Source organism: Stenotrophomonas sp. YJH_SMC_36, from assembly GCF_059369935.1.
This window is the reverse complement of sequence record NZ_JCAFTD010000001.1, coordinates 491,003-513,559: the sequence shown is the minus strand read 5'-3', so window position 1 is coordinate 513,559 and position 22,557 is coordinate 491,003. Positions and strand designations below refer to the sequence as shown.

The 22,557-nt window shown below is 67.1% G+C and carries 18 protein-coding genes; 10 read left to right on the top strand and 8 right to left on the bottom strand.

From position 1 onward, the window contains the following. Positions 1 to 47: 47 nt before the first annotated feature. The 4 genes from lepA to rpoE form a co-directional block, all read right to left on the bottom strand. Positions 48 to 1,841 carry a translation elongation factor 4 gene (lepA, locus tag AC5P76_RS02150; RefSeq protein ID WP_065174904.1) on the bottom strand — a complete coding sequence of 598 codons (1,794 nt, stop codon included), beginning with the start codon at positions 1,839 to 1,841 and terminating at the stop codon, positions 48 to 50. A 175-nt stretch (positions 1,842 to 2,016) separates the two neighbouring features. Then, entirely contained in the window at positions 2,017 to 3,549 is a 1,533-nt protein-coding gene (locus AC5P76_RS02145; RefSeq protein ID WP_065181807.1) for a DegQ family serine endoprotease, read from the bottom strand. A 74-nt stretch (positions 3,550 to 3,623) separates the two neighbouring features. Next, entirely contained in the window at positions 3,624 to 4,511 is an 888-nt protein-coding gene (locus tag AC5P76_RS02140) for a sigma-E factor negative regulatory protein (RefSeq protein ID WP_053520401.1), read from the bottom strand. Beyond that, entirely contained in the window at positions 4,508 to 5,128 is a 621-nt protein-coding gene (gene rpoE, locus AC5P76_RS02135) for an RNA polymerase sigma factor RpoE (protein WP_065174837.1), read from the bottom strand. The genes AC5P76_RS02140 and rpoE overlap by 4 nt, the downstream gene beginning before the upstream one ends. A 235-nt stretch (positions 5,129 to 5,363) precedes the next feature. Here rpoE and AC5P76_RS02130 point away from each other — a divergent pair, with 235 nt between their 5' ends. The 4 genes from AC5P76_RS02130 to AC5P76_RS02115 all read left to right on the top strand — a co-directional run bounded on the left by AC5P76_RS02130 (position 5,364) and on the right by AC5P76_RS02115 (position 10,409). Next, positions 5,364 to 7,427 (top strand): 3-hydroxyacyl-CoA dehydrogenase NAD-binding domain-containing protein, encoded by a 2,064-nt coding sequence (locus tag AC5P76_RS02130; RefSeq protein ID WP_253118647.1) that lies wholly within the window; start codon positions 5,364 to 5,366, stop codon positions 7,425 to 7,427. A 620-nt stretch (positions 7,428 to 8,047) separates the two neighbouring features. Then, complete coding sequence (locus AC5P76_RS02125) at positions 8,048 to 8,911, top strand: pirin family protein (protein ID WP_053518997.1); 864 nt, start codon at positions 8,048 to 8,050, stop codon at positions 8,909 to 8,911. Between the two features lie 121 nt (positions 8,912 to 9,032). Next, positions 9,033 to 9,752: an aquaporin Z gene (gene aqpZ, locus AC5P76_RS02120; protein WP_080375317.1), complete on the top strand. Its 720-nt coding sequence runs from the start codon at positions 9,033 to 9,035 to the stop codon at positions 9,750 to 9,752. Between the two features lie 198 nt (positions 9,753 to 9,950). Further along, positions 9,951 to 10,409 (top strand): hypothetical protein, encoded by a 459-nt coding sequence (locus AC5P76_RS02115; RefSeq protein ID WP_253118646.1) that lies wholly within the window; start codon positions 9,951 to 9,953, stop codon positions 10,407 to 10,409. Positions 10,410 to 10,603: 194 nt separating this feature from the next. On the opposite strand, the gene AC5P76_RS02110 is transcribed toward AC5P76_RS02115, so the two are convergent. Then, positions 10,604 to 11,455: a pirin family protein gene (locus AC5P76_RS02110; protein ID WP_065174835.1), complete on the bottom strand. Its 852-nt coding sequence runs from the start codon at positions 11,453 to 11,455 to the stop codon at positions 10,604 to 10,606. Between the two features lie 269 nt (positions 11,456 to 11,724). Between AC5P76_RS02110 and AC5P76_RS02105 the strand changes: the two genes are divergently transcribed. After that, on the top strand, positions 11,725 to 13,806 hold the full coding sequence (locus AC5P76_RS02105) for a carbon starvation CstA family protein (protein ID WP_053519002.1): 2,082 nt from the start codon (positions 11,725 to 11,727) through the stop codon (positions 13,804 to 13,806). Continuing rightward, positions 13,806 to 14,030: a YbdD/YjiX family protein gene (locus AC5P76_RS02100; protein WP_053519004.1), complete on the top strand. Its 225-nt coding sequence runs from the start codon at positions 13,806 to 13,808 to the stop codon at positions 14,028 to 14,030. Before AC5P76_RS02105 ends, AC5P76_RS02100 begins: the two co-directional genes overlap by 1 nt. Before the next feature lie 70 nt (positions 14,031 to 14,100). Here the strand turns inward: AC5P76_RS02100 and AC5P76_RS02095 are convergent, their stop codons facing one another. Then, positions 14,101 to 15,351 carry a DUF819 family protein gene (locus AC5P76_RS02095; protein WP_253118645.1) on the bottom strand — a complete coding sequence of 417 codons (1,251 nt, stop codon included), beginning with the start codon at positions 15,349 to 15,351 and terminating at the stop codon, positions 14,101 to 14,103. A 131-nt stretch (positions 15,352 to 15,482) separates the two neighbouring features. Between AC5P76_RS02095 and AC5P76_RS02090 the strand changes: the two genes are divergently transcribed. Further along, a complete protein-coding gene (locus AC5P76_RS02090) occupies positions 15,483 to 15,869 on the top strand; it encodes a VOC family protein (protein WP_197571915.1) in 387 nt (128 codons plus the stop codon). A 14-nt stretch (positions 15,870 to 15,883) separates the two neighbouring features. On the opposite strand, the gene AC5P76_RS02085 is transcribed toward AC5P76_RS02090, so the two are convergent. Together AC5P76_RS02085 and AC5P76_RS02080 are read right to left on the bottom strand one after the other, a co-directional pair. After that, complete coding sequence (locus tag AC5P76_RS02085; protein WP_065174832.1) at positions 15,884 to 17,170, bottom strand: sensor histidine kinase; 1,287 nt, start codon at positions 17,168 to 17,170, stop codon at positions 15,884 to 15,886. After that, a complete protein-coding gene (locus AC5P76_RS02080) occupies positions 17,157 to 17,870 on the bottom strand; it encodes a response regulator transcription factor (RefSeq protein ID WP_065174831.1) in 714 nt (237 codons plus the stop codon). Before AC5P76_RS02080 ends, AC5P76_RS02085 begins: the two co-directional genes overlap by 14 nt. Before the next feature lie 131 nt (positions 17,871 to 18,001). Here AC5P76_RS02080 and AC5P76_RS02075 point away from each other — a divergent pair, with 131 nt between their 5' ends. From AC5P76_RS02075 to AC5P76_RS02065, 3 genes are all read left to right on the top strand, one after another. Beyond that, positions 18,002 to 19,705 (top strand): glycosyltransferase family 39 protein, encoded by a 1,704-nt coding sequence (locus AC5P76_RS02075; RefSeq protein WP_253118644.1) that lies wholly within the window; start codon positions 18,002 to 18,004, stop codon positions 19,703 to 19,705. A gap of 111 nt (positions 19,706 to 19,816) precedes the next feature. Next, the gene (locus AC5P76_RS02070; protein ID WP_253118643.1) at positions 19,817 to 20,569 is read left to right on the top strand and encodes a phosphatase PAP2 family protein; all 753 of its coding nucleotides are present in this window, start codon (positions 19,817 to 19,819) and stop codon (positions 20,567 to 20,569) included. Beyond that, a complete protein-coding gene (locus AC5P76_RS02065) occupies positions 20,566 to 22,215 on the top strand; it encodes a phosphoethanolamine transferase (RefSeq protein WP_253118642.1) in 1,650 nt (549 codons plus the stop codon). The genes AC5P76_RS02070 and AC5P76_RS02065 overlap by 4 nt, the downstream gene beginning before the upstream one ends. Positions 22,216 to 22,557: the final 342 nt, after the last annotated feature.

Below are 22,557 nucleotides of genomic sequence, written 5' to 3'. Positions count from 1 at the left end.
CCTTTGCAACGTCACCGGACGACCGGCCCCGGAGGGCCGGTGCGCGCTTACTTGTTGTCCATCTGCAGCACGGCCAGGAACGCTTCCTGCGGGATTTCCACGCGGCCGACCTGCTTCATGCGCTTCTTGCCTTCCTTCTGCTTTTCCAGAAGCTTCTTCTTGCGCGAAACGTCGCCACCATAGCACTTGGCCAGCACGTTCTTGCGCATGGCCTTGACCGTGGTACGGGCGATGATCTGCGAGCCGACAGCCGCCTGGATCGCCACGTCGAACATCTGCCGCGGGATCAGGTCCTTCATCTTCTCGCACAGCTCGCGGCCGCGGCGGTCGGCATGGCTGCGGTGGACGATCAGCGACAGCGCATCGACCTTGTCGCCATTGATCAGCACGTCCACGCGCACGAACGGGCCGGCATCGAAGCGCACGAAGTGATAGTCCAGCGACGCGTAGCCGCGGCTGACCGACTTCAGCTTGTCGAAGAAGTCCAGCACCACTTCGGCCATCGGCAGCTCGTAGCTGATCTGCACCTGGCTGCCCAGGTAGTTGATGCCGATCTGGCTGCCGCGCTTTTCCTCGCACAGCTTGATGATGTTGCCGATGTACTCCTCGGGGGTGAGTACGTTGGCACGGATGATCGGCTCGCGGATCTCCTGGACCTGGTTCACCGCCGGCAGCTTGGCCGGGTTGTCCATGTTGATGATCGAGCCATCGGTCTTCAGGACCTCGTACACCACCGTCGGCGCGGTGCTGATCAGGTCCAGGTTGTATTCGCGCTCCAGCCGTTCCTGCACGATCTCCATGTGCAGCATGCCGAGGAAGCCGCAGCGGAAACCGAAGCCCATCGCCTCCGAGCTTTCCGGCTCGAAGCGCAGCGCGGCATCGTTCAGGCGCAGCTTGTCCAGCGCCTCGCGCAGGTCCGGATAGTCCTCGGCGTCGACCGGGAACAGGCCGGCGAACACGCGCGGCTGCATTTCCTGGAAGCCCGGCAGCGGCTTCGGTGCCGGATCACCGGCCAGGGTCAGGGTGTCGCCCACCGGCGCACCATGCACGTCCTTGATGCTGGCCGTGACCCAACCCACCTCACCCGCGCGCAGCGCCGGCAACACCTTGCGCTTGGGGGTGAACACGCCGACGTTGTCGACCTGGTGGTTGCGGCCGGTGGACATCACCTGCAGCTTGTCGCCGGCCTTGATCTCGCCCTGCATGACGCGCACCAGCGAGACCACGCCGAGGTAGTTGTCGAACCAGGAGTCGATGATCAGCGCCTGCAGCTTGTCGGTATCGCGTGGCTGCGGCGGCGGAATGCGATGGACGATGGCCTCCAGCACGTCCTGCACGTTCAGGCCGGTCTTGGCGCTGACCGGCACGGCGTCGCTGGCGTCGATGCCGATCACGGCCTCGATCTCGGCCTTGGCGCGCTCGATGTCGGCCGTAGGCAGGTCGATCTTGTTGATCACCGGCACCACTTCCAGACCCTGCTCCACCGCGGTGTAGCAGTTCGCCACCGACTGCGCTTCCACGCCCTGGGCAGCATCGACCACCAGCAGCGCACCTTCACAGGCAGCCAGCGAGCGGCTGACTTCATACGAGAAATCGACGTGGCCCGGGGTGTCGATGAAGTTCAGATGATAGGTCTGCCCGTCCTTGGCCAGGTACGGCAGCGATACCGACTGCGCCTTGATGGTGATGCCACGCTCGCGCTCGATCGGGTTGGAGTCGAGTACCTGCGCTTCCATCTCGCGGGCCTGCAGGCCACCACAAAGCTGGATGATGCGGTCGGCCAGCGTGGACTTGCCGTGGTCGACGTGGGCGATGATGGAGAAGTTGCGGATGTTCCGCATCGAATCAGATGACATAGGTGGCGGCGGCGCGCGGCGTCGTCAGGGTAACGGTGGATTATCGCACGCCCGGGGCCCGCCCGCGAAAGGCGCCTCGCCGGGCCAGGGCCGGAACGACCGAAGCCCCGCCTGAGCGGGGCTTCGGGGGGGGCAGCGGCTGCCGGAGCAGCCCCGGTCCTTACTCGCCGGCCTTGACCGCCACGAAGGCGCTGTTGCCGTTGCCGGTGCGGACCAGCAGCATCACCACATCGCCCTTCTTGTAGCTGGACAGCGCGCGGTTCAGCGACTCCACGCCGCTCACCTGGGTGCTGGCCACCTGCAGGATCACCATGCCCGGGGACAGGCCGGCATCCCGGGCGCCCTGCCCCTTGACGCCGGTGATGCGCACGCCCTCGCCCGATTCCAGGCCCAGCTGCTTGCGCTGCGGCGCGGTCAGATCGCTGACGTCCAGGCCCAGCAGGGCATTGGCACCACTCTGCGGAGCGGCATCGGCCCTGGCGGTGGCGGGGCTGCGGGCGCTGGCCTGGTCATCCTCGGCCAGCGCGGTCAGGGTGGCGCTCAGGTCGCGCGGCTTGCCGTCACGGATCACGCCCAGGGTGACCCGGCTGCCCGGGGCCATGGCGCCGATCAGCGGCGGCAGATCGGACCAGCTGTTGACCGGTGCGCCGTTCACGGTGCGGATCACATCCCCCACCTTCACACCGGCGCGGGCGGCCGCCGAATCCGGCACGATCTGGTTGACCAGCGCACCCCGGCTGTCCGGCAGGCCCATGGCCTGCGCCTTCAGGCCGTCGATCTCCTGCACCACCGCGCCCAGCTGGCCGCGGGTGACCCGGCCGGTCTTCTTGATCTGTTCAACCGCGCTCATCGCCAGGTCGATCGGAATCGCGAAGCTGATGCCCATGTAGCCACCGGACGCAGAGAAGATCTGCGAGTTGATGCCGACCACTTCGCCCCGGGTGTTCAGCAGCGGACCGCCGGAGTTGCCCTGGTTGATCGCCACGTCGGTCTGGATGAACGGCACGTAGCGCTGGTCCGGGCCGCCGGTGCTGCGGCCGAGGGCGCTGACCACGCCGGCGGTGACCGAGTGGTCGAGGCCGAACGGCGAGCCGATCGCGACAACCCACTGGCCCGGCTTCAGGCTGTTGGAATCGCCGACACGGACGGTCGGCAGGTTCCTGCCTTCGATCTTCAGCAGGGCGACGTCGTACTGCTGGTCGCTACCCACCACCTTGGCGGTGAACTCACGGCGATCGCCCAGCTTGACCTTCACCTCGCTGGCGTCGGCTACCACGTGGTAGTTGGTCAGCACGTAGCCGTCGGGCGAAATGATGAAGCCCGACCCCATGCCGCGGCCCTTGATGCTGGGACCGCCGTCGGGGCCGCCCGGCCCCTGCCCCGGCATCGGGAAGTCCGGCCCGAAGAAGCGACGGAAGAACTCCGGCATGTCGTCGTCCCCCATCGGCCCACGCGCCTGGCGGTTGCTGCGGACGATGGTGGTGTCGACGTTGACCACGCCCGGGCCGACCTGCTCGACGAGGTTGGTGAAATCGGGCAGGCCGGTGACCAGCGGCTGCGCAGGAGCGCGCGGCGCGGCAGCGGCCGCGGCCGGCGCGGTCTGGGCAGCCGGGGACGGCGCCTGGGCACAGGCCACCAGCGGCAGGGTCAGGGCCAGCAGGCCGATGGCCTGCGTGCGGAATCGGGGAGTCATCGGACGGCAACCTCCGGATCGGATGGAAGGGAGAAGAAGGGCCCCGCGATCGGCGGGGCGTGGCGGCACCCGGCTCAGTCGCGCGGGCGGGGCGGCGGCGGCAGGTCGTCCTGCAGGCGCGGCTCGAAGGGGTAGAACGTGGCGCTGTCGGCATGCGCCGGGAAGCTGGCGTTGAGCGCGCCCCCCGCGGCCGGAGCCAGGCTGGAGCGCGGCCACGGCCGGGCCTGCAGGCCGGCCACCTCGCCGAACGGCAGGTTGCGGCTGGCACCGGCCGGCACGGTCGGCACCAAGGGCGCCTGGGCGGCGGCCACAGCCCGCTGCGCCCCATCGTCACGCTGTGCCACCCGCGCAGCCTGCTGGCCGCGGGTGGCACTGGCGCTGGCGCGGCGTGCGTCCTGGCGACGGCTGGCGGCCAATGCGGCCGCCGGAACACTGGCCACCGCCACCACCGCCGGATCGACCGAGGCTTCGGTCACCGTCGCGGGCGATACCGGTGCCGGCGGCAGCTCGGCCTGGCTGGCCACCACCTGCGGTGCCAGCGGCTCTCCGGGAGGGGTCTCCTTCAGCTTCTCGCCGCCGATCAACAGGGCCACCGCAGCGACCGAGGCAGCCAATGCGGCACCGCCCCCCCAGGTACGCCAGCCACTGCGGCGCACCTGCCGGTCCTGAGGCCCGGACCGGGGCGTGGGTTCGGCGGCGATGGCAGAGGCAACCGCGGCGCTGAAGCCGGCGGGCGCAAGCACCGACGCCTGCCCGCGCATCACGTCGCCCAGCAGCTGCCAGCGCTCCTGGCAGCCGGCCAGTTCCGGGTCATGCTCCATGCGGCGCAGCAGGAAGCGGGCCTCGTCGGCCCCCAGCTCGCCATCGACCAGGGCCGACAGCTGTTCCCGATGGCGCTGGTCAAGCCGCAGCCCGGCCGGCGATTGATGATTCTGCGATTCGTTGAATGGATGACTGGTCATACGCGGCTCTTCTCGCGGGTGGCGCTGCCGATGTCCAGCAGCGGCCGGAGTTCGGTGTCGATCGCCTCGCGCGCCCGGAAGATCCGAGAGCGCACGGTGCCGATCGGGCACCCCATCTTCTGCGCGATTTCCTCGTAGCTCAGGCCTTCCACCTCGCGCAGGGTGATCGCCGACCGGAGTTCTTCCGGCAGCGCGTTGACGGCCTTCATCACTGTCTGTTCCAGCTCCTGGCGCATCAACTCGCGTTCGGGCGTGTCGGTGTCGCGCAGGCGCGTGCCGCTGTCGAACTGTTCGGCATCGCCGATGTCGATGTCATCTGTCGGCGGACGTCGATTGTGTGAAGCCAGGTAGTTTTTGGCAGTGTTCACGGCGATCCGATGCAACCAGGTTGAGAACTGGGCATCGCCACGGAAGCTTCCGATCGCGCGGTAGGCGCGTATGAAAGTGTCCTGGGCGACGTCCTGACATTCACTCCAGTCGGCGATGTAGCGACCGACCAGGGCCACGACCCGATGCTGATACTTGCGCACCAGTACATCGAAAGCCGCGCTCTCGCCGCGCTGCACGCGCCGGACCAGTTCCAGATCCAGCTCCTGTGGTGTTTCAACCTCGGCCATGGGGGGCCGCACTCCTGTCAGCCCAACCGACGTCGGGCAATGAGACTGCCAATCCCGGGAAAAGTTCAGTCGCCGATCACCCGGCGCCGCACCAGCTTTTAACCACTGTTCCGTTAGCGTTCTGTTCCACGGCCATGGATCCGGAACCGCCACTCCCCTGCTATAGGGATTTGACGCGGGGGAAACAACCTCTGGATCATAGCCGCTTCTCCATACACAACCGGATGGAACGTCCATGCTCTCAGGCTTCGATGGTCTCCGCTTCAGCCACTGGCACCCCGAGATCCGCGACGACGGCGTGGTGGTCCTGTCCCTGGATCGTCAGGACAGCAGTGTCAACGCGATGTCGCAGGACGTGCTGCTGGAGCTGGGCGATCTGCTCGAACGCATCGCGCTGGATCCGCCGAAGGGCGTGGTGATCCAGTCCCTGAAGAAGGCCGGCTTCATCGCCGGCGCCGATCTGAAGGAATTCCAGGAGTTCGACCGGCGCGGCACCGTCAACGATGCCATCCGGCGCGGCCAGTCCACCTATCAGAAGCTGGCGGAGCTGCCCTGCCCGACCGTTGCAGCCATCCATGGCCACTGCCTGGGTGGTGGCACCGAGCTGGCCCTGGCCTGCCGTTACCGCGTGGCCTCCAATGACAGCAGCACCCGCATCGGCCTGCCGGAAACCCAGCTGGGTATCTTCCCCGGCTGGGGTGGCAGCGCGCGCCTGCCGCAGCTGGTCGGCGCGCCGGCGGCGATGGACATGATGCTGACCGGCCGCACCCTCTCGGCCTCGGCCGCGCGTGGGATCGGCCTGGTCGACAAGGTGGTGGCACCGGCGGTGGTGCTCGACACCGCCGTCGCACTGGCGCTGGCCGGTACCACGCGGCCGTTCAAGCAGCGTGCGCTGGCATGGGCCAGCAACACCTGGCTGGCGCGCAAGGTGCTGGCACCGCAGATGATCAAGCAGGTCGCGCGCAAGGCGAAGAAGGACCAGTACCCGGCGCCCTATGCACTGATCAGCACCTGGCAGCGCAGCGCCGGCAAGCCGGTGCAGGCCCGCCTGGATGCCGAACGCCGCGCGGTGGTCAAACTGGCCAGCACGCCGACCGCGCGCAATCTGATCCGCATCTTCTTCCTGACCGAGCGCCTGAAGGGTCTGGGCGGCGGCGATTCCGGCATCCGCCACGTGCACGTGGTCGGCGCCGGCGTGATGGGCGGTGACATCGCCGCGTGGGCAGCCTACAAGGGCTTCGAGGTCACCCTGCAGGATCGCGAGCAGCGCTTCATCGATCCGGCGATGGAACGCGCGCAGGCACTGTTCGCCAAGAAGGTGAAGGACGAGAGCAAGCGTCCGGCGGTGGCGGCGCGGCTGCGGGCGGATCTGGAGGGCAAAGGCGTGGCCGCCGCCGATCTGGTGATCGAGGCGATCATCGAGAACCCGGAGGCCAAGCGCGCGCTGTACCAGACGCTGGAGCCGGGCATGAAGGCCGATGCGCTGCTGACCACCAATACCTCGTCGATTCCGCTGGTGGAACTGCGCGACCACATCCAGCGCCCGGCGCAGTTCGCCGGCCTGCACTACTTCAATCCGGTGGCACAGATGCCGCTGGTGGAAATCATCCATCACGACGGCATGGCGCCGGAGACCGAGCGCCGTCTGGCAGCGTTCTGCAAGGCGCTGGGCAAGTTCCCGGTACCGGTGGCGGGCAGCCCGGGCTTCCTGGTCAACCGCGTGCTGTTCCCGTACATGCTGGAGGCGGCCACCGCCTATGCCGAAGGTATCCCGGGCCCGGTGATCGACAAGGCAGCGGTGAAGTTCGGCATGCCGATGGGCCCCATCGAGTTGATCGACACGGTCGGCCTGGATGTCGCCGCCGGCGTGGGCCGCGAGCTGGCGCCGTTCCTCGGCCTGCAGATTCCGGCGGCACTGCAGACGGTGGAAGCCGACAAGCGCGGCAAGAAGGATGGCCAGGGCATCTACACCTGGGAGAACGGCAAGCCGAAGAAGCCGGATGTCGCCAGCGACTACCAGGCCCCTGCGGACCTGGAAGATCGCCTGATCCTGCCGCTGCTCAACGAAGCCGTGGCCTGCCTGCACGAAGGCGTGGTGGCCGATGCGGACCTGCTGGATGCGGGCGTGATTTTCGGCACCGGATTCGCGCCGTTCCGCGGGGGTCCGATCCAGCACATCCGCGCGGTGGGTGCCGATGTGATCGTCGAGCGCCTGAAGGCGCTGCAGCAGCGTCACGGTGACCGCTTTGCCCCGCGCCCGGGCTGGGACAACCCTGCCCTGCGCGAACCGGTGGTGTGATGTGATCGGCCGGGCCTGCGGCCCGGCACCCGCAGAGGCAACGTCAAGTTCCACAGCAGAAGCCAGAGCCAAAGCGGCTCTGGCTTTTCTGTTTGTCGGGCGGGGCGGTGTCGGGTTGCGGGGACGCCGTAAACCCGTCCCTGGGGGCTTGGCCGCGGCATCCATGCCGCGGACACCCCGCAACCCGACACCGCCCCACCCCCGACAGTTTCCCGGTGACGGTCGGTGAATCTCGATTCCGGTGTGGATCACTGCGAACTGGTGGGTGTCGACCTTGGTCGCCACCAGGAGCGAAGCGACCGGCGTTTGATGTTGATTTTCTTTTTTCTTCTCCGTGGCTGGACGCACACGGAAACTGTCAGGGGCCGGGCGGGTGGGTTGCGCGGGACCGTTGGCGCCATGGATGGCGCCATCGAGCCCCCATGGATGGGTTTACGGCGTGTCCTGCGCAACCCACCCGCCCGGCCCAAACACTGACTCGCATCCTGACCCGCATCCAGCAACCCAGCCACGAGGGGCTGCGCCGTTGGCTGGAACACCCTGTTACCCGCATGGGGCATGTGCCCGTCACGGCCGCATGCCATGCTGGCACTCTTGATCCTTGCCAGCGAGACGCCCGCATGACCACCATCATCGCCCCGCGCGTACACGACATCGGCGGCCTGGAAGTCCGCCGCGCCGTCCCCACCCTGCAGGCCCGCAGCATCGGTTCGTTCGTATTCGTCGACCAGATGGGCCCGGCCGTCCTTACCGCAGGTACCGGCATCGACGTGCGTCCCCATCCGCATATCGGCCTGGCCACCGTCACCTTCCTCTGGTCCGGCGCCATCGGCCACCGCGACACGCTCGGCTCGGACCAGGTGATCCGTCCCGGCGACGTCAACTGGATGACCGCCGGCCGCGGCATCGCGCACTCCGAACGCACGCCCCCGCCGGAGCGCGGTCACGACCATCCGATCCACGGGATGCAGACCTGGGTGGCATTGCCGAAGTCGCACGAGGAAGTGGAGCCGGCGTTCTATCACCACGCCGCCGCGACCCTCCCGGAGCAGCGCCGCAACGGTGCCTGGCTGCGCGTGATCGCAGGCCGCGCCTATGGCGAGGAGTCGCCGGTGAAGGTCTTCGCCGACACGCTCAATGTAGCCATCGACCTCGATCCCGACGCGGAGATCGACATCGATGACGGCCACCGCGAGCGGGCGCTGTACATCCTCGAAGGCCAGGCGCAGCTGGATGGCGTGGACATCCCGGCGCAGCACCTGGTGATTCCCGAGGCCGGCGCGCGCGGCCGGCTGCGCGCGAAGACCCCGCTCAAGGCCATGCTGTTCGGCGGCGAACCGCTGGATGGCCCGCGTCACCTGTGGTGGAACTTCGTTTCCAGCTCCAAGGAGCGCATCGAACAGGCGAAACAGGACTGGGAAGCCGGCCGGTTCGGCAGCATTCCCGGCGACGACAAGGAGTTCATCCCGCTGCCGCAGTACTGAGCATCGCGCGCTGCACACACCCTGAGGTGTATCCCTGCACCGGCCTTTGACGCTATCGTCACTCGCCGGTCACTGAAATGTGACCTGTTTCACATTTTAGTTCATCAAAGGAGTGCAGTTCATGAGCATGGGTAAACGCTTGGCCGCCGAGTTCCTCGGCACTTTCTGGCTGGTTCTGGGTGGCTGTGGCAGTGCGGTACTGGCTGCCAAGTTCGGCGGCGACGGCAATCCGCTGGGCATCGGCTTCCTGGGCGTGGCACTCGCGTTCGGCTTGACCGTGGTCACCGGCGCCTACGCGTTCGGTCACGTGTCCGGCGCGCACTTCAATCCGGCAGTCAGCGTGGGCCTGTGGGCCGGCGGCCGCTTCCCGGCCCGCGACCTGGTGCCGTACATCATCGCCCAGGTCGCGGGCGGCCTGCTGGCCGGCTTCATCCTGCTGCAGATCGCTTCCGGCGCCAGCGGCTTCGCCATCGACGGCAGCCAGGCCGGGGCCTTCGCCAGCAACGGCTACGGTGCGCTGTCGCCCGGCGGGTACAGCGTGGCGGCCGCCTTCCTGTGCGAAGTGGTGCTGACTGCGGTATTTCTGGTCGTGATCATGGGCGCCACCCATGGCAAGGCACCGGCAGGGTTCGCTCCGCTGGCGATCGGTCTGGCATTGACCCTGATCCATCTGATCAGCATCCCGGTCACCAACACGTCGGTGAACCCGGCTCGGTCCACCGCGGTGGCGTTCTTCGCCGGCAGCGGCGCGGTCGGCCAGCTCTGGCTGTTCTGGGTCGCCCCCCTGCTGGGCGGCATGATCGGCGGCATCATCTACAAGTGGGTCGGTAACGACCGTTGAGTGCTGCCCGGACCATTGCGGCCGACAATCGGCCGCAATGGTTACGGTTGTAACCGCAATTTGTGCGGGCACTCACGTTCCGTTAAGGTCTGTTTGACCGCCTGTGCACATGCCCGGCGGGGATGGCATCCGGGGATGGGATGCCACGGCCGCCAGCAGCATGGCGGCGTCACACGACACGCCACCTTGGGGGGATGCATGAAGTTCGCGCCTGTTGTCCTGTCGAGCCTGTTGTTTGCCGCGGCCCAGGCCGCCGCGCAGGCACCCGCCGAATGTCCTTCGCTGCCGGCGAGCAGCGGCCTGAAATGGCAGCAGCAGGTGCAGTCGGACTTCCTGCTCTGCCGCGCCAGCACCGAGGATGGACGGGAAGTACTGAGCCTGATGCTGAGCGCACGCGATCCGGCGATTCCGCTCAGCCGCTCGCTGCGCCAGGAAAAAGGCAGTTTCGCCGGCGAGTCACTGTACTGGTACCGGCCCGATCTGGGTGGACAGCAGCCGCCGGGATACGCCGAACGACGCATCAGCGTGATCAAGCTGGACAAGGGCCGCTATGCGCAGATTGCCCTGTACCCGGGCAGCACGCAGGAACTGGGGTCGCTGCAGCAGCTGGCGCAGGGCATGAGCCTGACGCCTTCAGCCGTGGCCGCCGGACGTTGACGGTGACGGGGATGACTGCCTGGCAGCATCCCCGCCGGATCCGACGCGTTGGCGGCAACGCCGGGCATGGCCTGATGGACGTCCTTTGCGCGTGCTGTGCCGGAGAGCCGCCGGGCATGGCCCGGCGCTACCGACCTCTTCCGCCGGGCATGGCCCGGCGCTACCGGCTTCCTCCTGGGGGGCGGCGTCGGCCCTCAGAACCTGCCTTCCTGAAAATCGACGAAGGCCTGCATCAGTTCCTGGCGCGTGTTCATCACGAACGGGCCATGCCGCATCACTGGCTCCCGCAGTGGCCGGCCGGCCACCAGAATCAGCCGCCCCCCTTCGCTGCCAGCCGAAACGTGCAGCTGTTCACCGCCACCGAGCACCGCCAGTTCCTGGCGCGCCACATCACGTGCGGCATCCTGCTCGCCGACCGTGATTGCGCCCTCGAAGACATAGGCAAACGCGTTGTGGCCTTCCGGAAGCGTGTAGGTCCAGGCACGATCGGCCTCGAGGCGGACGTCCAGATACAACGGATCGGTGGCCGGCTGCACGATCGGGCCGGTGGTGCCATCGACAGTACCGGCGATCACCTTCACCTCCACACCCGGCTCCGGCTGCACCACCGGGATGCGTTCCGGCGCGAACTCCTGGTACTTCGGGTCCGTCATCTTCTCGCGCGCGGGCAGGTTCACCCACAGCTGGAAACCGCGCATCTGCCCGCTTTCCTGTTCCGGCATCTCCGAATGCACCAGGCCCCGGCCTGCAGTCATCCACTGCACGCTGCCCGGGGTCAGCAGGCCCTCGTTGCCGTGGTTGTCGCGGTGGCGCATGCGTCCGTCCAGCATGTAGGTGACCGTCTCGAAACCGCGGTGCGGATGCTCCGGGAAACCGGCGATGTAGTCTTCGGCGCGGTCCGTACCGAATTCATCCAGCAGCAGGAACGGATCCAGATCCGGCAGCGTCGGGCCGCCGATGACACGGGTCAGGCGCACGCCGGCGCCGTCGGACGTGGGCATGCCACGGATGGTGCGCAGGACGCGGACCGGTTCGGGAAGGCTCATGGCGACTCCTGTTGGATGGATGCCACTGAAGATGGACGCCGCGGCGCCGTCCGCCAATGGATGACGCCGCAACCGATTGTTCCATCCCTGGTGTTCGCCGGGCGTCATGCCGGCGGTTCCGCGACACGGATGTCTGCCCGCAGCCCATGCCGCACACGCGGTCACCACCTTCGTACGACCAAAGTACTACCGCCGATGGGCCCCGCACGCATTGACCCTGTAAAGGGCACGCGGGACTCTTTGACTGTCTTTCCGGGAGAGAGCACCTCATGAAAGGGTTTGCCAAACTGGGTTGGGCGGCACTCGCCCTGCTCGGCGCGTTCTGTCTGGGCACCGTGGCCTTGCGCCGCGGCGAACATATCAACGCGCTGTGGATCGTCGTCGCCGCTGTTTCGATCTACCTGATCGCCTATCGCTTCTACAGCCTGTTCATCGCCAACAAGGTGATGCAGGTGGATCCGACCCGGGCTACGCCGGCGGTGATCAACAACGATGGCCTGGACTACGTGCCGACCAACAAGCACGTGCTGTTCGGCCACCACTTCGCGGCCATCGCCGGCGCCGGTCCACTGGTGGGCCCGGTGCTCGCGGCGCAGATGGGCTACCTGCCCGGACTGCTGTGGCTGGTGGTGGGCGTGGTGCTGGCCGGTGCGGTACAGGACTTCATGGTCCTGTTCCTGTCCAGCCGGCGCAACGGCCGCTCACTGGGCGATCTGGTCCGCGAGGAAATGGGACAGGTGCCCGGCACCATCGCGCTGTTCGGCGCGTTCCTGATCATGATCATCATCCTGGCGGTGCTGGCGATGGTGGTGGTCAAGGCGCTGGCGGAAAGCCCCTGGGGCATGTTCACGGTGATAGCCACGATGCCCATCGCGATCCTGATGGGCATCTACATGCGCTACATCCGGCCAGGCAAGATCGGCGAGATCTCGGTGGTGGGCCTGGTGCTGCTGCTGGCCGCGATCTGGTACGGCGGCAAGGTTGCTGCAGATCCGGTGTGGGGCCCGGCCTTCACCTTCACCGGCACGCAGATCACCTGGATGCTGATCGGCTACGGCTTCGTCGCTTCGGTGCTGCCCGTGTGGCTGTTGCTGGCACCGCGCGACTACCTGTCGACCTTCCTCAAGATCGGCACCATCGTCGCTCTGGCCATCGGCATCCTGATCGTGATGCCCGAGCTGAAAATGCCCGCACTGACCCAGTTCGCCGCCAGTGGCGATGGCCCGGTGTGGAAGGGCGGCATGTTCCCGTTCCTGTTCATCACCATTGCCTGCGGCGCGGTATCCGGTTTCCACGCGCTGATTTCCTCGGGCACCACGCCGAAGCTGCTGGCCAATGAATCGCACATGCGCTACATCGGCTATGGCGGCATGCTGATGGAATCGTTCGTGGCGGTGATGGCGCTGGTGGCTGCGTCGATCATCGATCCGGGCATCTACTTCGCGATGAACAGCCCGGCGGCAGTGATCGGTGCCGATGCGGCGTCTGCCGCGCACTACATCACCAACACCTGGGGCTTCACCATCACGCCGGAACAGCTGACCGCCACGGCCGCCGCGATCGGCGAGCCGACGATCCTGCACCGCGCCGGTGGTGCGCCGACGCTGGCGGTGGGCATCGCAATGATCCTGCATGAAGCCATTCCCAGCGGCAGCGACGCGATGATGGCGTTCTGGTACCACTTCGCCATCCTGTTCGAAGCGTTGTTCATCCTGACCGCCGTGGATGCGGGCACCCGCGCAGGCCGCTTCATGCTGCAGGATCTGCTGGGCAACTTCATTCCGGCGCTGAAGAAGACCGAGTCGTGGACGGCCAACATCATCGGCACGGCCGGCTGCGTGGCGCTGTGGGGCTACTTGCTCTACACCGGCGTGGTCGATCCGTTCGGCGGCATCCAGACCCTGTGGCCGCTGTTCGGCATCTCCAACCAGATGCTGGCCGGTATCGCGCTGATGCTGGGGACGGTGGTGCTGTTCAAGATGAAGCGTGACCGCTACGCGTGGGTGACCGCGGTACCAGCCACCTGGCTGCTGATCTGCACCACCTATGCCGGCTTCATCAAGATCTTCGACAGCAACCCGGCGCAGGGCTTCCTGGCGCAGGCGCACAAGTTCCAGGCCGCCATCGCCAGCGACACCATCACCGCACCGGCCAAGTCGGTGGCGCAGATGCAGCAGATCGTGGTCAATGCCTACGTCAACACCGGCCTGACCGCGCTGTTCCTGCTGGTGGTGGGTGCGGTGCTGACCTATTCGATCCGCACGATCCTGGCCGCACGCCGCAATCCGCAGCGCAGCGACCGCGAGACCCCGTACGTGGCGCTGAAGCCGCATGAAATGGTGGATCTGTAATGAGCACGCAACTGGTTCCCGTTGGCCAGTACCAGGCGCACCGCCGCGTGTGGCGACGCCTGGTGCAGACGGCACGCCTGTGCTGTGGCATCCCTGATTACGACAACTACGTCCGGCACATGCTGGAGAAGCATCCGGACCAGGAACCGATGGACTACAAGACGTTCTTCCGCGAACGTCAGGAAGCGCGGTACGGCGGACGCAACGGCGGACGCTGCTGCTGAAAGGCATGACGCGGGCGCCGGGCATGAAACCCGGCGCCCGTTGCAGGGAGACGCAGAGCGCGACCCGCGCTCAGCCGTTGGCCATCCACTTCAGGATCAGGCCGGTGACATAGGCCAGCCCGGTGCCGGTGGCATAGCCCACCGTGCCGAGCAGCACGCCGACCGGTGCCAGTGTCGGATGGAAGGCCGCAGCCACCACCGGCGCCGATGCCGCCGCACCGATGTTGCCCTGCGAACCAATGGCGAAGAAGAACAGCGGCGCACGGACCAGCTTGGCCACGGCCCACAGCACCAGCACGTGGGTCGCCATCCAGATCGCGCCGAGCAGGAACAGCCACGGCCGATCCAGCAGCGACAGCAGGTTCATCTGCATGCCGATGCAGGCGATCAGGAAGTACAGGAACACCGTGCCCAGGCGCGAGGCACCCGCCGCTTCCAGACGACGTGCACGGGTGAAGCTCAAGCCCAGGCCCATCGCGGTGGACAGCAGGATCACCCAGACGAACTGGCTGTCCAGGCTGAACTGGCTGGCCCAGCTGACGTTGGCCTTGAACCAGCCCGACAGCGGCGCGGCGATCGCGTGCGCCAGGCCGACACCGCCCAGGGCAACGCCGACGATCACCATCAGGTCGGTCATGCTGGGAATACGCGCGTTCTGCGCTTCATAGGCGCTGATGCGCGCCTTCATCTCGTCGATGGCACGGGTGTCGGCACCGTTGCGCGTGTCGATCTGCTGCGCGCGGTTGGCCAGGAACAGCAGGATCGCCATCCACAGGCTGGCGCAGGCCACATCGACCACGGCGAACTGCCCGAAGGTCGTGGCATCGGTACCGAAGATCTCGCGCATGGCGACCATGTTGGCGCCACCGCCGATCCAGCTGCCGGCCAGCGCCGCCATGCCAGCCCAGGTGTCACCGGCCACGGTTTCCGGGTGGATCAGCTTCATCACCTGGAACGAGACGATGGCTCCCAGCATGATGCCGGCGGTACCGGCACAGAACACCAGCAGCAGCTTGGGGCCCAGCTTGGCGATGCCCTTGAGGTCGATCGACAGGGTCAGCAGCACCAGCGCCGCCGGCAGCAGCACATCGCGTGCGACCGGGTTGTACAGCGACGTGTTGTGGCCATCGATCAGGCCGGTGGTGTTGTAGATGGCAGGAACGAAGTAACACAGCAGCAGGGCCGGCACCCAGGCGAAGATCTTCTTCAGCAGCGGGGTGGGACCACTGGCGGCCCAGAAGATCAGGGCCAGGGTGGCGGCAATCAGGCCCAGGCCAACGATGTCGTTGTTGATAAGGGCAGTAGCGGGTTCGGTCGGCATGGGATCCTCTGTCGATCGAAAGAGCGGAAAAAAAAGCGCCGCATAGGGCGGCGCGGGTCGAGATTAACACCCTCTTCACGGCGGGTCATGCTGCAGTGCCGGCCTCGCCTTTCCCGAAACGGAGCGTGTCCATGCAACTGGGTGCCTTCTCGGTCAGCCTTTCGGTCAAGGACCTGGCCGCCTCCCGCGCGTTCTATGAGGCGCTGGGCTTCTCGATCACCGGCGGCGATGCGACGCAGAACTGGCTGGTACTGCGCAACAACGGTGTCGTCATCGGCCTGTTCCAGGGCATGTTTGAAGGCAACCTGCTGACCTTCAACCCGGGCTGGGACCAGCACAAGCAGGAACTGCCGCGTTTCCAGGACGTCCGCGAACTGCAGGCAGCGCTGGATGCGCAGGGTATCGCGCTGCAGGTCCGGGCCGATCCCGACAGTGAAGGCCCCGCCTTCCTGCAACTGATGGATCCGGACGGCAACGTGATCCTGGTCGACCAGCATGTGCCGCGGCCGAAGGCCTGACCCCGCGACTGCGATCATCCGCCTGGGCGCGAAGCACCGAAATCCAGCGTGGCCTGCGTCCCGCGCGGCTCGCAGGGCTGCAGCTGCAGCGTCCAGCCAAGGTGCTCGCACAGGCGCGCGATCAGGTCCAGGCCGATCCCGCCACGATCGACACGCTCTCCCCGGGCCATGCGTGCGTGGATCGCAGCGATCTCCTCCGGGCTCATGCCATGCCCCGGGTCCTGCAAGGTCAGCACCGCCGAAGCGCTCAGGCGCAGTTCGATGTGCCCGCGGCCGCTGTTCTCGATCGCGTTGCGCAACAGGTTGCCGATCGCCGCCTGCACCACCGCCAGCGGGGCAACGATGTCCACCGGCGCGGCCTGGATACCGATGCTCAGATCCTTGTCGCCCAGCAGATGGCGATGATGCTCGACGATGTCCGGCAGCAGCTGGTCCAGTGCGATGCGCTCGGCACGCGCCGCCAGCCGCGCCGGATCGCGCGCAAGCACCAGCAGCAGTTCGATCAGCTGCTCCACGCCCTGCGCGGTGCGCAGCACGCGCTGGATCTGCTGCCGGGCACGGTCCGGCAGGCCCGGCTGCTCCAGTGCCAGCTCGGCGGCGCCGGTCATCACCGCAATCGGGGTGCGCAGCTCATGGCTGGCAGTGCTGATGAACACCCGCTCGCGTTCCACGAACTGCTCGTTGCGTTCGAGGTAGTCATTCAACGCATCGGCGATGGTGTGCAGCTCGGAACTGCCACGCGGGTCGACATCGATGCGCTGGCCCTGCGCGCCCGGCCGCAACGCGCCGATGCGCTGCGCCAGGAGGCTGAGCGGACGCACCATGCGCTCCATGCCGAAGGACGCCATCAGCACGGTGACGAAGATCATGATCACCCCGGCCAGCATCACCCACCGCGTGGCGAACTGCTCAAGGTCGTGGAAGTCGGAGATGTCCAGCACCAGCGCAACGCGCCCCATCGAGTCCGTATCACGCACCATGACCGCCGTTTCGCGGTCCTTCACCATCACCCCGTCATGCAGGCCGGGATGCAGGGTGCGCAGGCTGTCAGGCAGGTTCACCGCGTCGAAACGGTACAGGCTGAGCGTGTCCGAGTCCTGCCATCGATAGTGTGGCTCGTGCTCGACATGCTCGACGATGCTGTCCAGTTCGGAGTTGAGCAGCGCGCGCCAGGCGGCGTGTTCGGCGTGCTCGTGCACATAGTTGCCTACGCTGAACACCGCCAGCGAAAGCAGTGCCAGGTAGCCCAGCAGCCACCACAGCACGCGGCGGTACAGCGGGCCGGGTCTACGCACCTTCATCGTCATTCCTGCCGGCCTCGGCGGCGGTGGGCAGGGCCAACCGGTAGCCGACCCGCGGCAGCGTGTGGATCAGCTTGTCCACGAACGGTCCATCCACGCTGCGGCGCAGTTCGTAGACATGCGAGCGCAGCAGGTCGCCGTCCGGTGGCTCGTCGCCCCACAGGGCGAATTCGAGCTGCTGGCGGGTGACCGCGCCGGGGCTGGCGCGCATCAGCACTTCCAGCAGCTTGCGGCAGGCCGGATACAGATGCAGGACCTGTCCGGCGCGCTGCGCCTCCAGGGTCGCCAGGTCCAGCACCAGATCACCCACCTGCAGCCGCTTGCGGGGGTTGCGTCCCTGTGCCCGCAGCAGCAGGGCCTCCAGCCGCACTTCCAGCTCCGGCAACGCGAACGGCTTGGTCAGGTAGTCATCAGCGCCGGCACGGAAGCCGGCAATCTTGTCCGGCAGTTCGTCGCGTGCGGTCAGCATGATCACCGGCACCTCCGAGCCATGCTCGGCACGCAGGCGGCGCAGCACTTCCGGCCCCTCCATCCGGGGCAGCATCCAGTCCAGGATCACCGCGTCATAGGGATGGCTGCCCGCCAGATGCAGGCCGGTGATGCCATCGGGGGCCACATCCAGCACATGACCGCGCGACTCGAAGTAGTCGAACAGATTGGCCACCAGCTGCCGGTTGTCCTCGATCACCAACAGGCGCATGCATGAAAGTTCCACGGAAGTTCGTACCATGGTAGCGCCACGCATGTCGGAATGAGGTCGCCCCGGCGATACTCCGACGCTTTTCCCACCCCCGCCGCCTCAAAATGGCCGTTTTGCTCCCGGAGCCTGCCGTGCCCGTAGCCCTGCCCCGCCGTTGGCGCCTGCCCCTGCTCTGGCTGTTGATCATCGCGGCACTGGCTGCCGGCATCGGCATGCGCCAGCCGCAGCCACCGGACGAACCCCGCTTCGTACTGGCCGCCAGGACCATGGTGGAAAGCGGGGAATGGCTGCTGCCGCACCGTGGCAGCGAGCTGTATGCGGAGAAGCCGCCGGTGTTCATGTGGCTGCAGGCCGCGGCCTACGAAGTGGTAGGCAGCTGGCAGTGGTCGTTCCTGCTGCCTTCGCTGCTGGGGGCCCTGCTCAGTCTGTGGTTGGTGTCGGATCTGGCACGCCGACTGTGGTCGCCGCGCCACTCCCTCTATGCCATCGGTGCCCTGTTCTGCACCCTGCAGTTCGGCCTGATGGCCAAGCGTGCGCAGATCGATATGGTGCTGGTCGGGATGACCACGCTGGCCCTGTGGGGCCTGCTGCGGCATCTGTGCGAGCGACGCAATGTGCCGGCGCTGTGGCTGGCCGGCTTTGCCGCCGGCCTGGGCACGGTGACCAAAGGCGTAGGTTTCCTGCCGCTGCTGATGGTGCTGCCCTGGTTCGGCTGGTGGCTGTACCAGCATCGCCGCGGCCGTCGGATCGAGGGTCCGCACCCGGCGACCCTGCTGTGGCTGATCCCTGCATTCCTGCTCGGCGTGGCCGTCTGGCTGGCCCCGCTGGGCTGGGCCCTGCTGCACGAACCCAGTGCCTCGCTGCAGTCCTATGCGCATGAACTGCTGTTCAAGCAGACCGGCACCCGCTATGCCAACGCCTGGCACCACCGGCAGCCGGTCTGGTACTACCTGCAGGTGATCCTGACACTGTGGCTGCCGGGTGCCCTGTTGCTGCCGGTGCTGGCCCGCCCGTGGTGGCGGCGCCTGCGCCGTGGCGACCGCCGGCAGTGGCTGCTGCTGGGGTGGGCGCTGCTGGTGCTGGTGTTCTTCAGCGCCAGCCCCGGCAAGCGCGAGGTCTACCTGCTGCCGATGCTGCCTGCCGTGGCCCTTGCCGCCGCGCCCCTGCTGCCCGGCCTGCTGCGCAGGCTGTGCGTGCGCCGGTATCTGTTCGGTTACAGCCTGGTGCTGATGCTGGCAACCGCCGTGCTGGCCGTGATGCTGCTCACCGAAAGTCACTGGGCGCAGGCGCAGCTGCAGCGGCGGGCGATGCCCGACACCCTGCTGCCGGTGCTGGGCGACGGCCTGCTGACGTTCGCGATCGCCGTGGCTACCCTGGCCGTGTGGTTGCGCGTGCGGCGCGCCGCCACCCTGGTACTGCTCACCCACGGCCTGCTGTGGATGCTGTACGGCCTGGTGCTGATTCCGGCGCTCGACCCCTACGCCTCGTCGTCGGCGCTGATGCGCCGGGTCGGCGCGAGGATCGGCCCCGATGCCGAACTGGCACTGGTGGCCTGGCGCGAGCAGAACCTGCTGCAGGCCGACCGCGCCGTGCGCGAGTTCGGCTTCAAGCGGCCCTGGCCTGAACAGTGGCACGACGCCGGCCCCTGGCTGGCCGAAGCACCCGACCGGCGCTGGCTGCTGGTGCTCGACAAGGCCATGAGTCCCTGCGTGGATGCCGCCCAGGTGATCGACATCGGCGTCGCGAACCGCAACCGCTGGCAACTGGTGCCCGGCACCGCCTGGGATGCCGGCTGCCACGCCGAGCGGGCCGGCGCCAACGAAGAAGAAGACTGAATCATCCCCCACGCGGGCCGGCGGTTAACCCGGCCCGAACGCAGGTCCGACCCTTCTCCGACATCAACCTGACGAGCATGGCGCCGGTTCATCGTCACGGTGTTTTCCTGCATGTCCGTCCGTCCTCCCGTCTCCGGGGTTGCTTCGGCCTACTCCACGCTGGCATCGCGGTTCGCCGTGACCCACCTGTGGCTTCCACTGCTCATCGTGCTGCCCCTGTTCGCCGTGTTCATGGAGGGGGGAGCCGATCAATGGCTGGCTGACCACCTGTTCCGGTTGGAGGGCGGCCGCTGGGCACTGCAGGACGCGTGGTTCACCCGCTCGCTGGTGCACCGGGGCGGCAAGTGGTTCAGCACCGCCGCAGCGCTGGTGGTGATACTGCTGAGCTTTCACCACTGGCGCCACGGACGTGATCGCACCCTGCGATGGGCGCTGCTTTATGTCGTAATTTCCCTGGCACTGGGAACCGGCAGCGTGTCTCTGCTGAAGTCGCTGGTGCCGATGGACTGCCCGTGGGATCTGCTGCGCTACGGCGGCCACCAGCCTTATATCGGGCTTTTCAGCCATCGTCCGGCCGACATGCCGATGACCGCGTGCTTTCCCGCCGGCCATGCCAGTGCCGGCTATGCCTGGCTGAGCCTGTACTTTTTCGCCCTGCTGTGGCGTCCTGCCTGGCGCTGGACCGGCCTGGCACTGGGCCTGGGCAGCGGGCTGCTGTTCGGCATCAGCCAGCAGCTGCGGGGTGCACATTTTCTGTCGCATGACCTTGCCACAGCCCTGCTGTGCTGGCTGCTGTCACTGGGGCTGTACGTTCTGGTCCGCCATCACCTGGACCGCACCAACCGCCTGGAGGCGAACGCATGAATGCTTCGGTTCAACGCTCGCTCCGTGTGCCATCGCTGGCCGGACTGCGCAGCTGGCGGCCACAGCTGTCCACCGAGGCGTTGATCGCGCTGACCAGCCTGTTCTTCGCTCTGGCCGGCAACGGCCTGTTCTGGCGCAGCGCGATGGCCAGCCACCCGGAGAGCCTGCGCTACGCGGTGTCGCTGCTGCTGTTGCTGCTCGGCACGCATGGCCTGCTGCTGGGCCTGCTGGTCTGGCGCTGGAACGCCAAGGTGGTGATCAGCGCGCTGCTGCTGGTAACGGCCTTCGCCGCCCACTACATGAGCCGTTACCACATCTATCTGGATGCGGACATGCTGCGCAACGTGCTGGCGACCGATCCGAAGGAAAGCCGCGAACTGATGACGGTCTCGCTGCTGTGGCCGGTACTGCTGCTGGCGGCACTGCCGATGGTGCTGGTGTGGCGGGTGCAGCTGCAGCGGCGCAGCTGGGGGCGCAGCCTGCTGTGGCGCCTGGGCTTCCTGGCGGTGGCTGCGGTGACCGCTGTTGGCGGTGCACTGATCTCGTTCCAGGACGTCTCCGCACTGATGCGCAACCAGCGTGAAGTGCGTTACCTCGCCACCCCGGCCAACGTGCTGCTGGGTCTTCCACGTGCACTGCGCGGCGACAACCCGGTGCAGCGCGCGCCGAAACTGCCGATCGGCACCGACGCCAAGGCCACCCCACGCGCTCCGGCGAGCAAACCGCGGCTGCTGGTAATCATGATGGGCGAGACCGTGCGTGCACAGAACTGGGGCCTCAACGGCGGCCGCAATACCACGCCGGAACTGGCCCAGGCACCGGTGATCAACTTCCCCGACATGCACTCCTGCGGCACCAGCACCGAAGTTTCGCTGCCCTGCCTGTTCTCGCCATGGGGACGCCACGACTACGACGAGAAGAAGATCCGCGCGCACCAGTCGCTGCTGCACGTACTGAACCGTGCCGGCATCGCACCGCTGTGGCGTGACAACCAGTCCGGCTGCAAAGGCGTGTGCGAAGGACTGGACTTCCAGTCGCTGTCCGATGCGACCACCCCGGGCCTGTGCGCCGACGGCCGCTGCATGGACGAGATCCTGCTGCAGGACCTGGCCACCCAGGTGCGTGCCAGGCCCGGCGACCGCGTGGTCGTGCTGCACCAGCTGGGCAACCATGGCCCGGCGTATTTCGAGCGCTATCCGGCCGCCTTTGCCCGCTTCAAGCCAACCTGCGACACCCGTGACATCGGCCGGTGCTCACGCGAAGAGATCACCAACAGCTATGACAATGCCGTGCTGTACACCGATCATTTCCTCAGCAAGACCATCGGCACGCTGCAGGGCATGCAGGACTACGACACGGCGATGATCTACCTGTCCGACCATGGCGAGTCGCTGGGTGAGAAGGGCCTGTATCTGCACGGCGTGCCCTATGCGATCGCCCCGGCCGAGCAGACCCGCGTACCGATGACGATGTGGTTCTCGCCGGGCTTCGCCAGCAGTCGTGGGCTGGACCTGCAGTGCGTGCGCAAGCGTTCGGCGGCGTACACCGACCACGACAACCTGTTCCCGTCGGTGCTGGGCCTGATGCAGGTGAAGACGGCGCTGTACGAGCGCGATCGCGACGTGTTCGCCGGCTGCGAGAGCTGAGGGGCGGGGGCGGAAGGGCTTGCAGCCCTGCACTCGCAGAAGCCAAGGCAACGTCAACGTCAAAAGCCGAAGCGGCATTCCGTGGGATGGCGGGGCACTGTGGGTTCGCGGGGACGGCGCAAGTACGTCCATGTAGCCTTGGTCGCGCCATCCATGGCGCTCACACCCCGCAAACCCACAGTGCCCCGCCTTCGACAGGTTCACTCCGCTGTTGGTAGGTGAAATTCCGGGGTCAGATCCGTTTTCCTGCGGAAAACGGATCTGACCCCAAGAGCATTTCCGACAGATCGCAGAGAACTGTCGAAGGCGGGGTGGGTCCGGTTGCGGGGGCGTGAGCGCCAT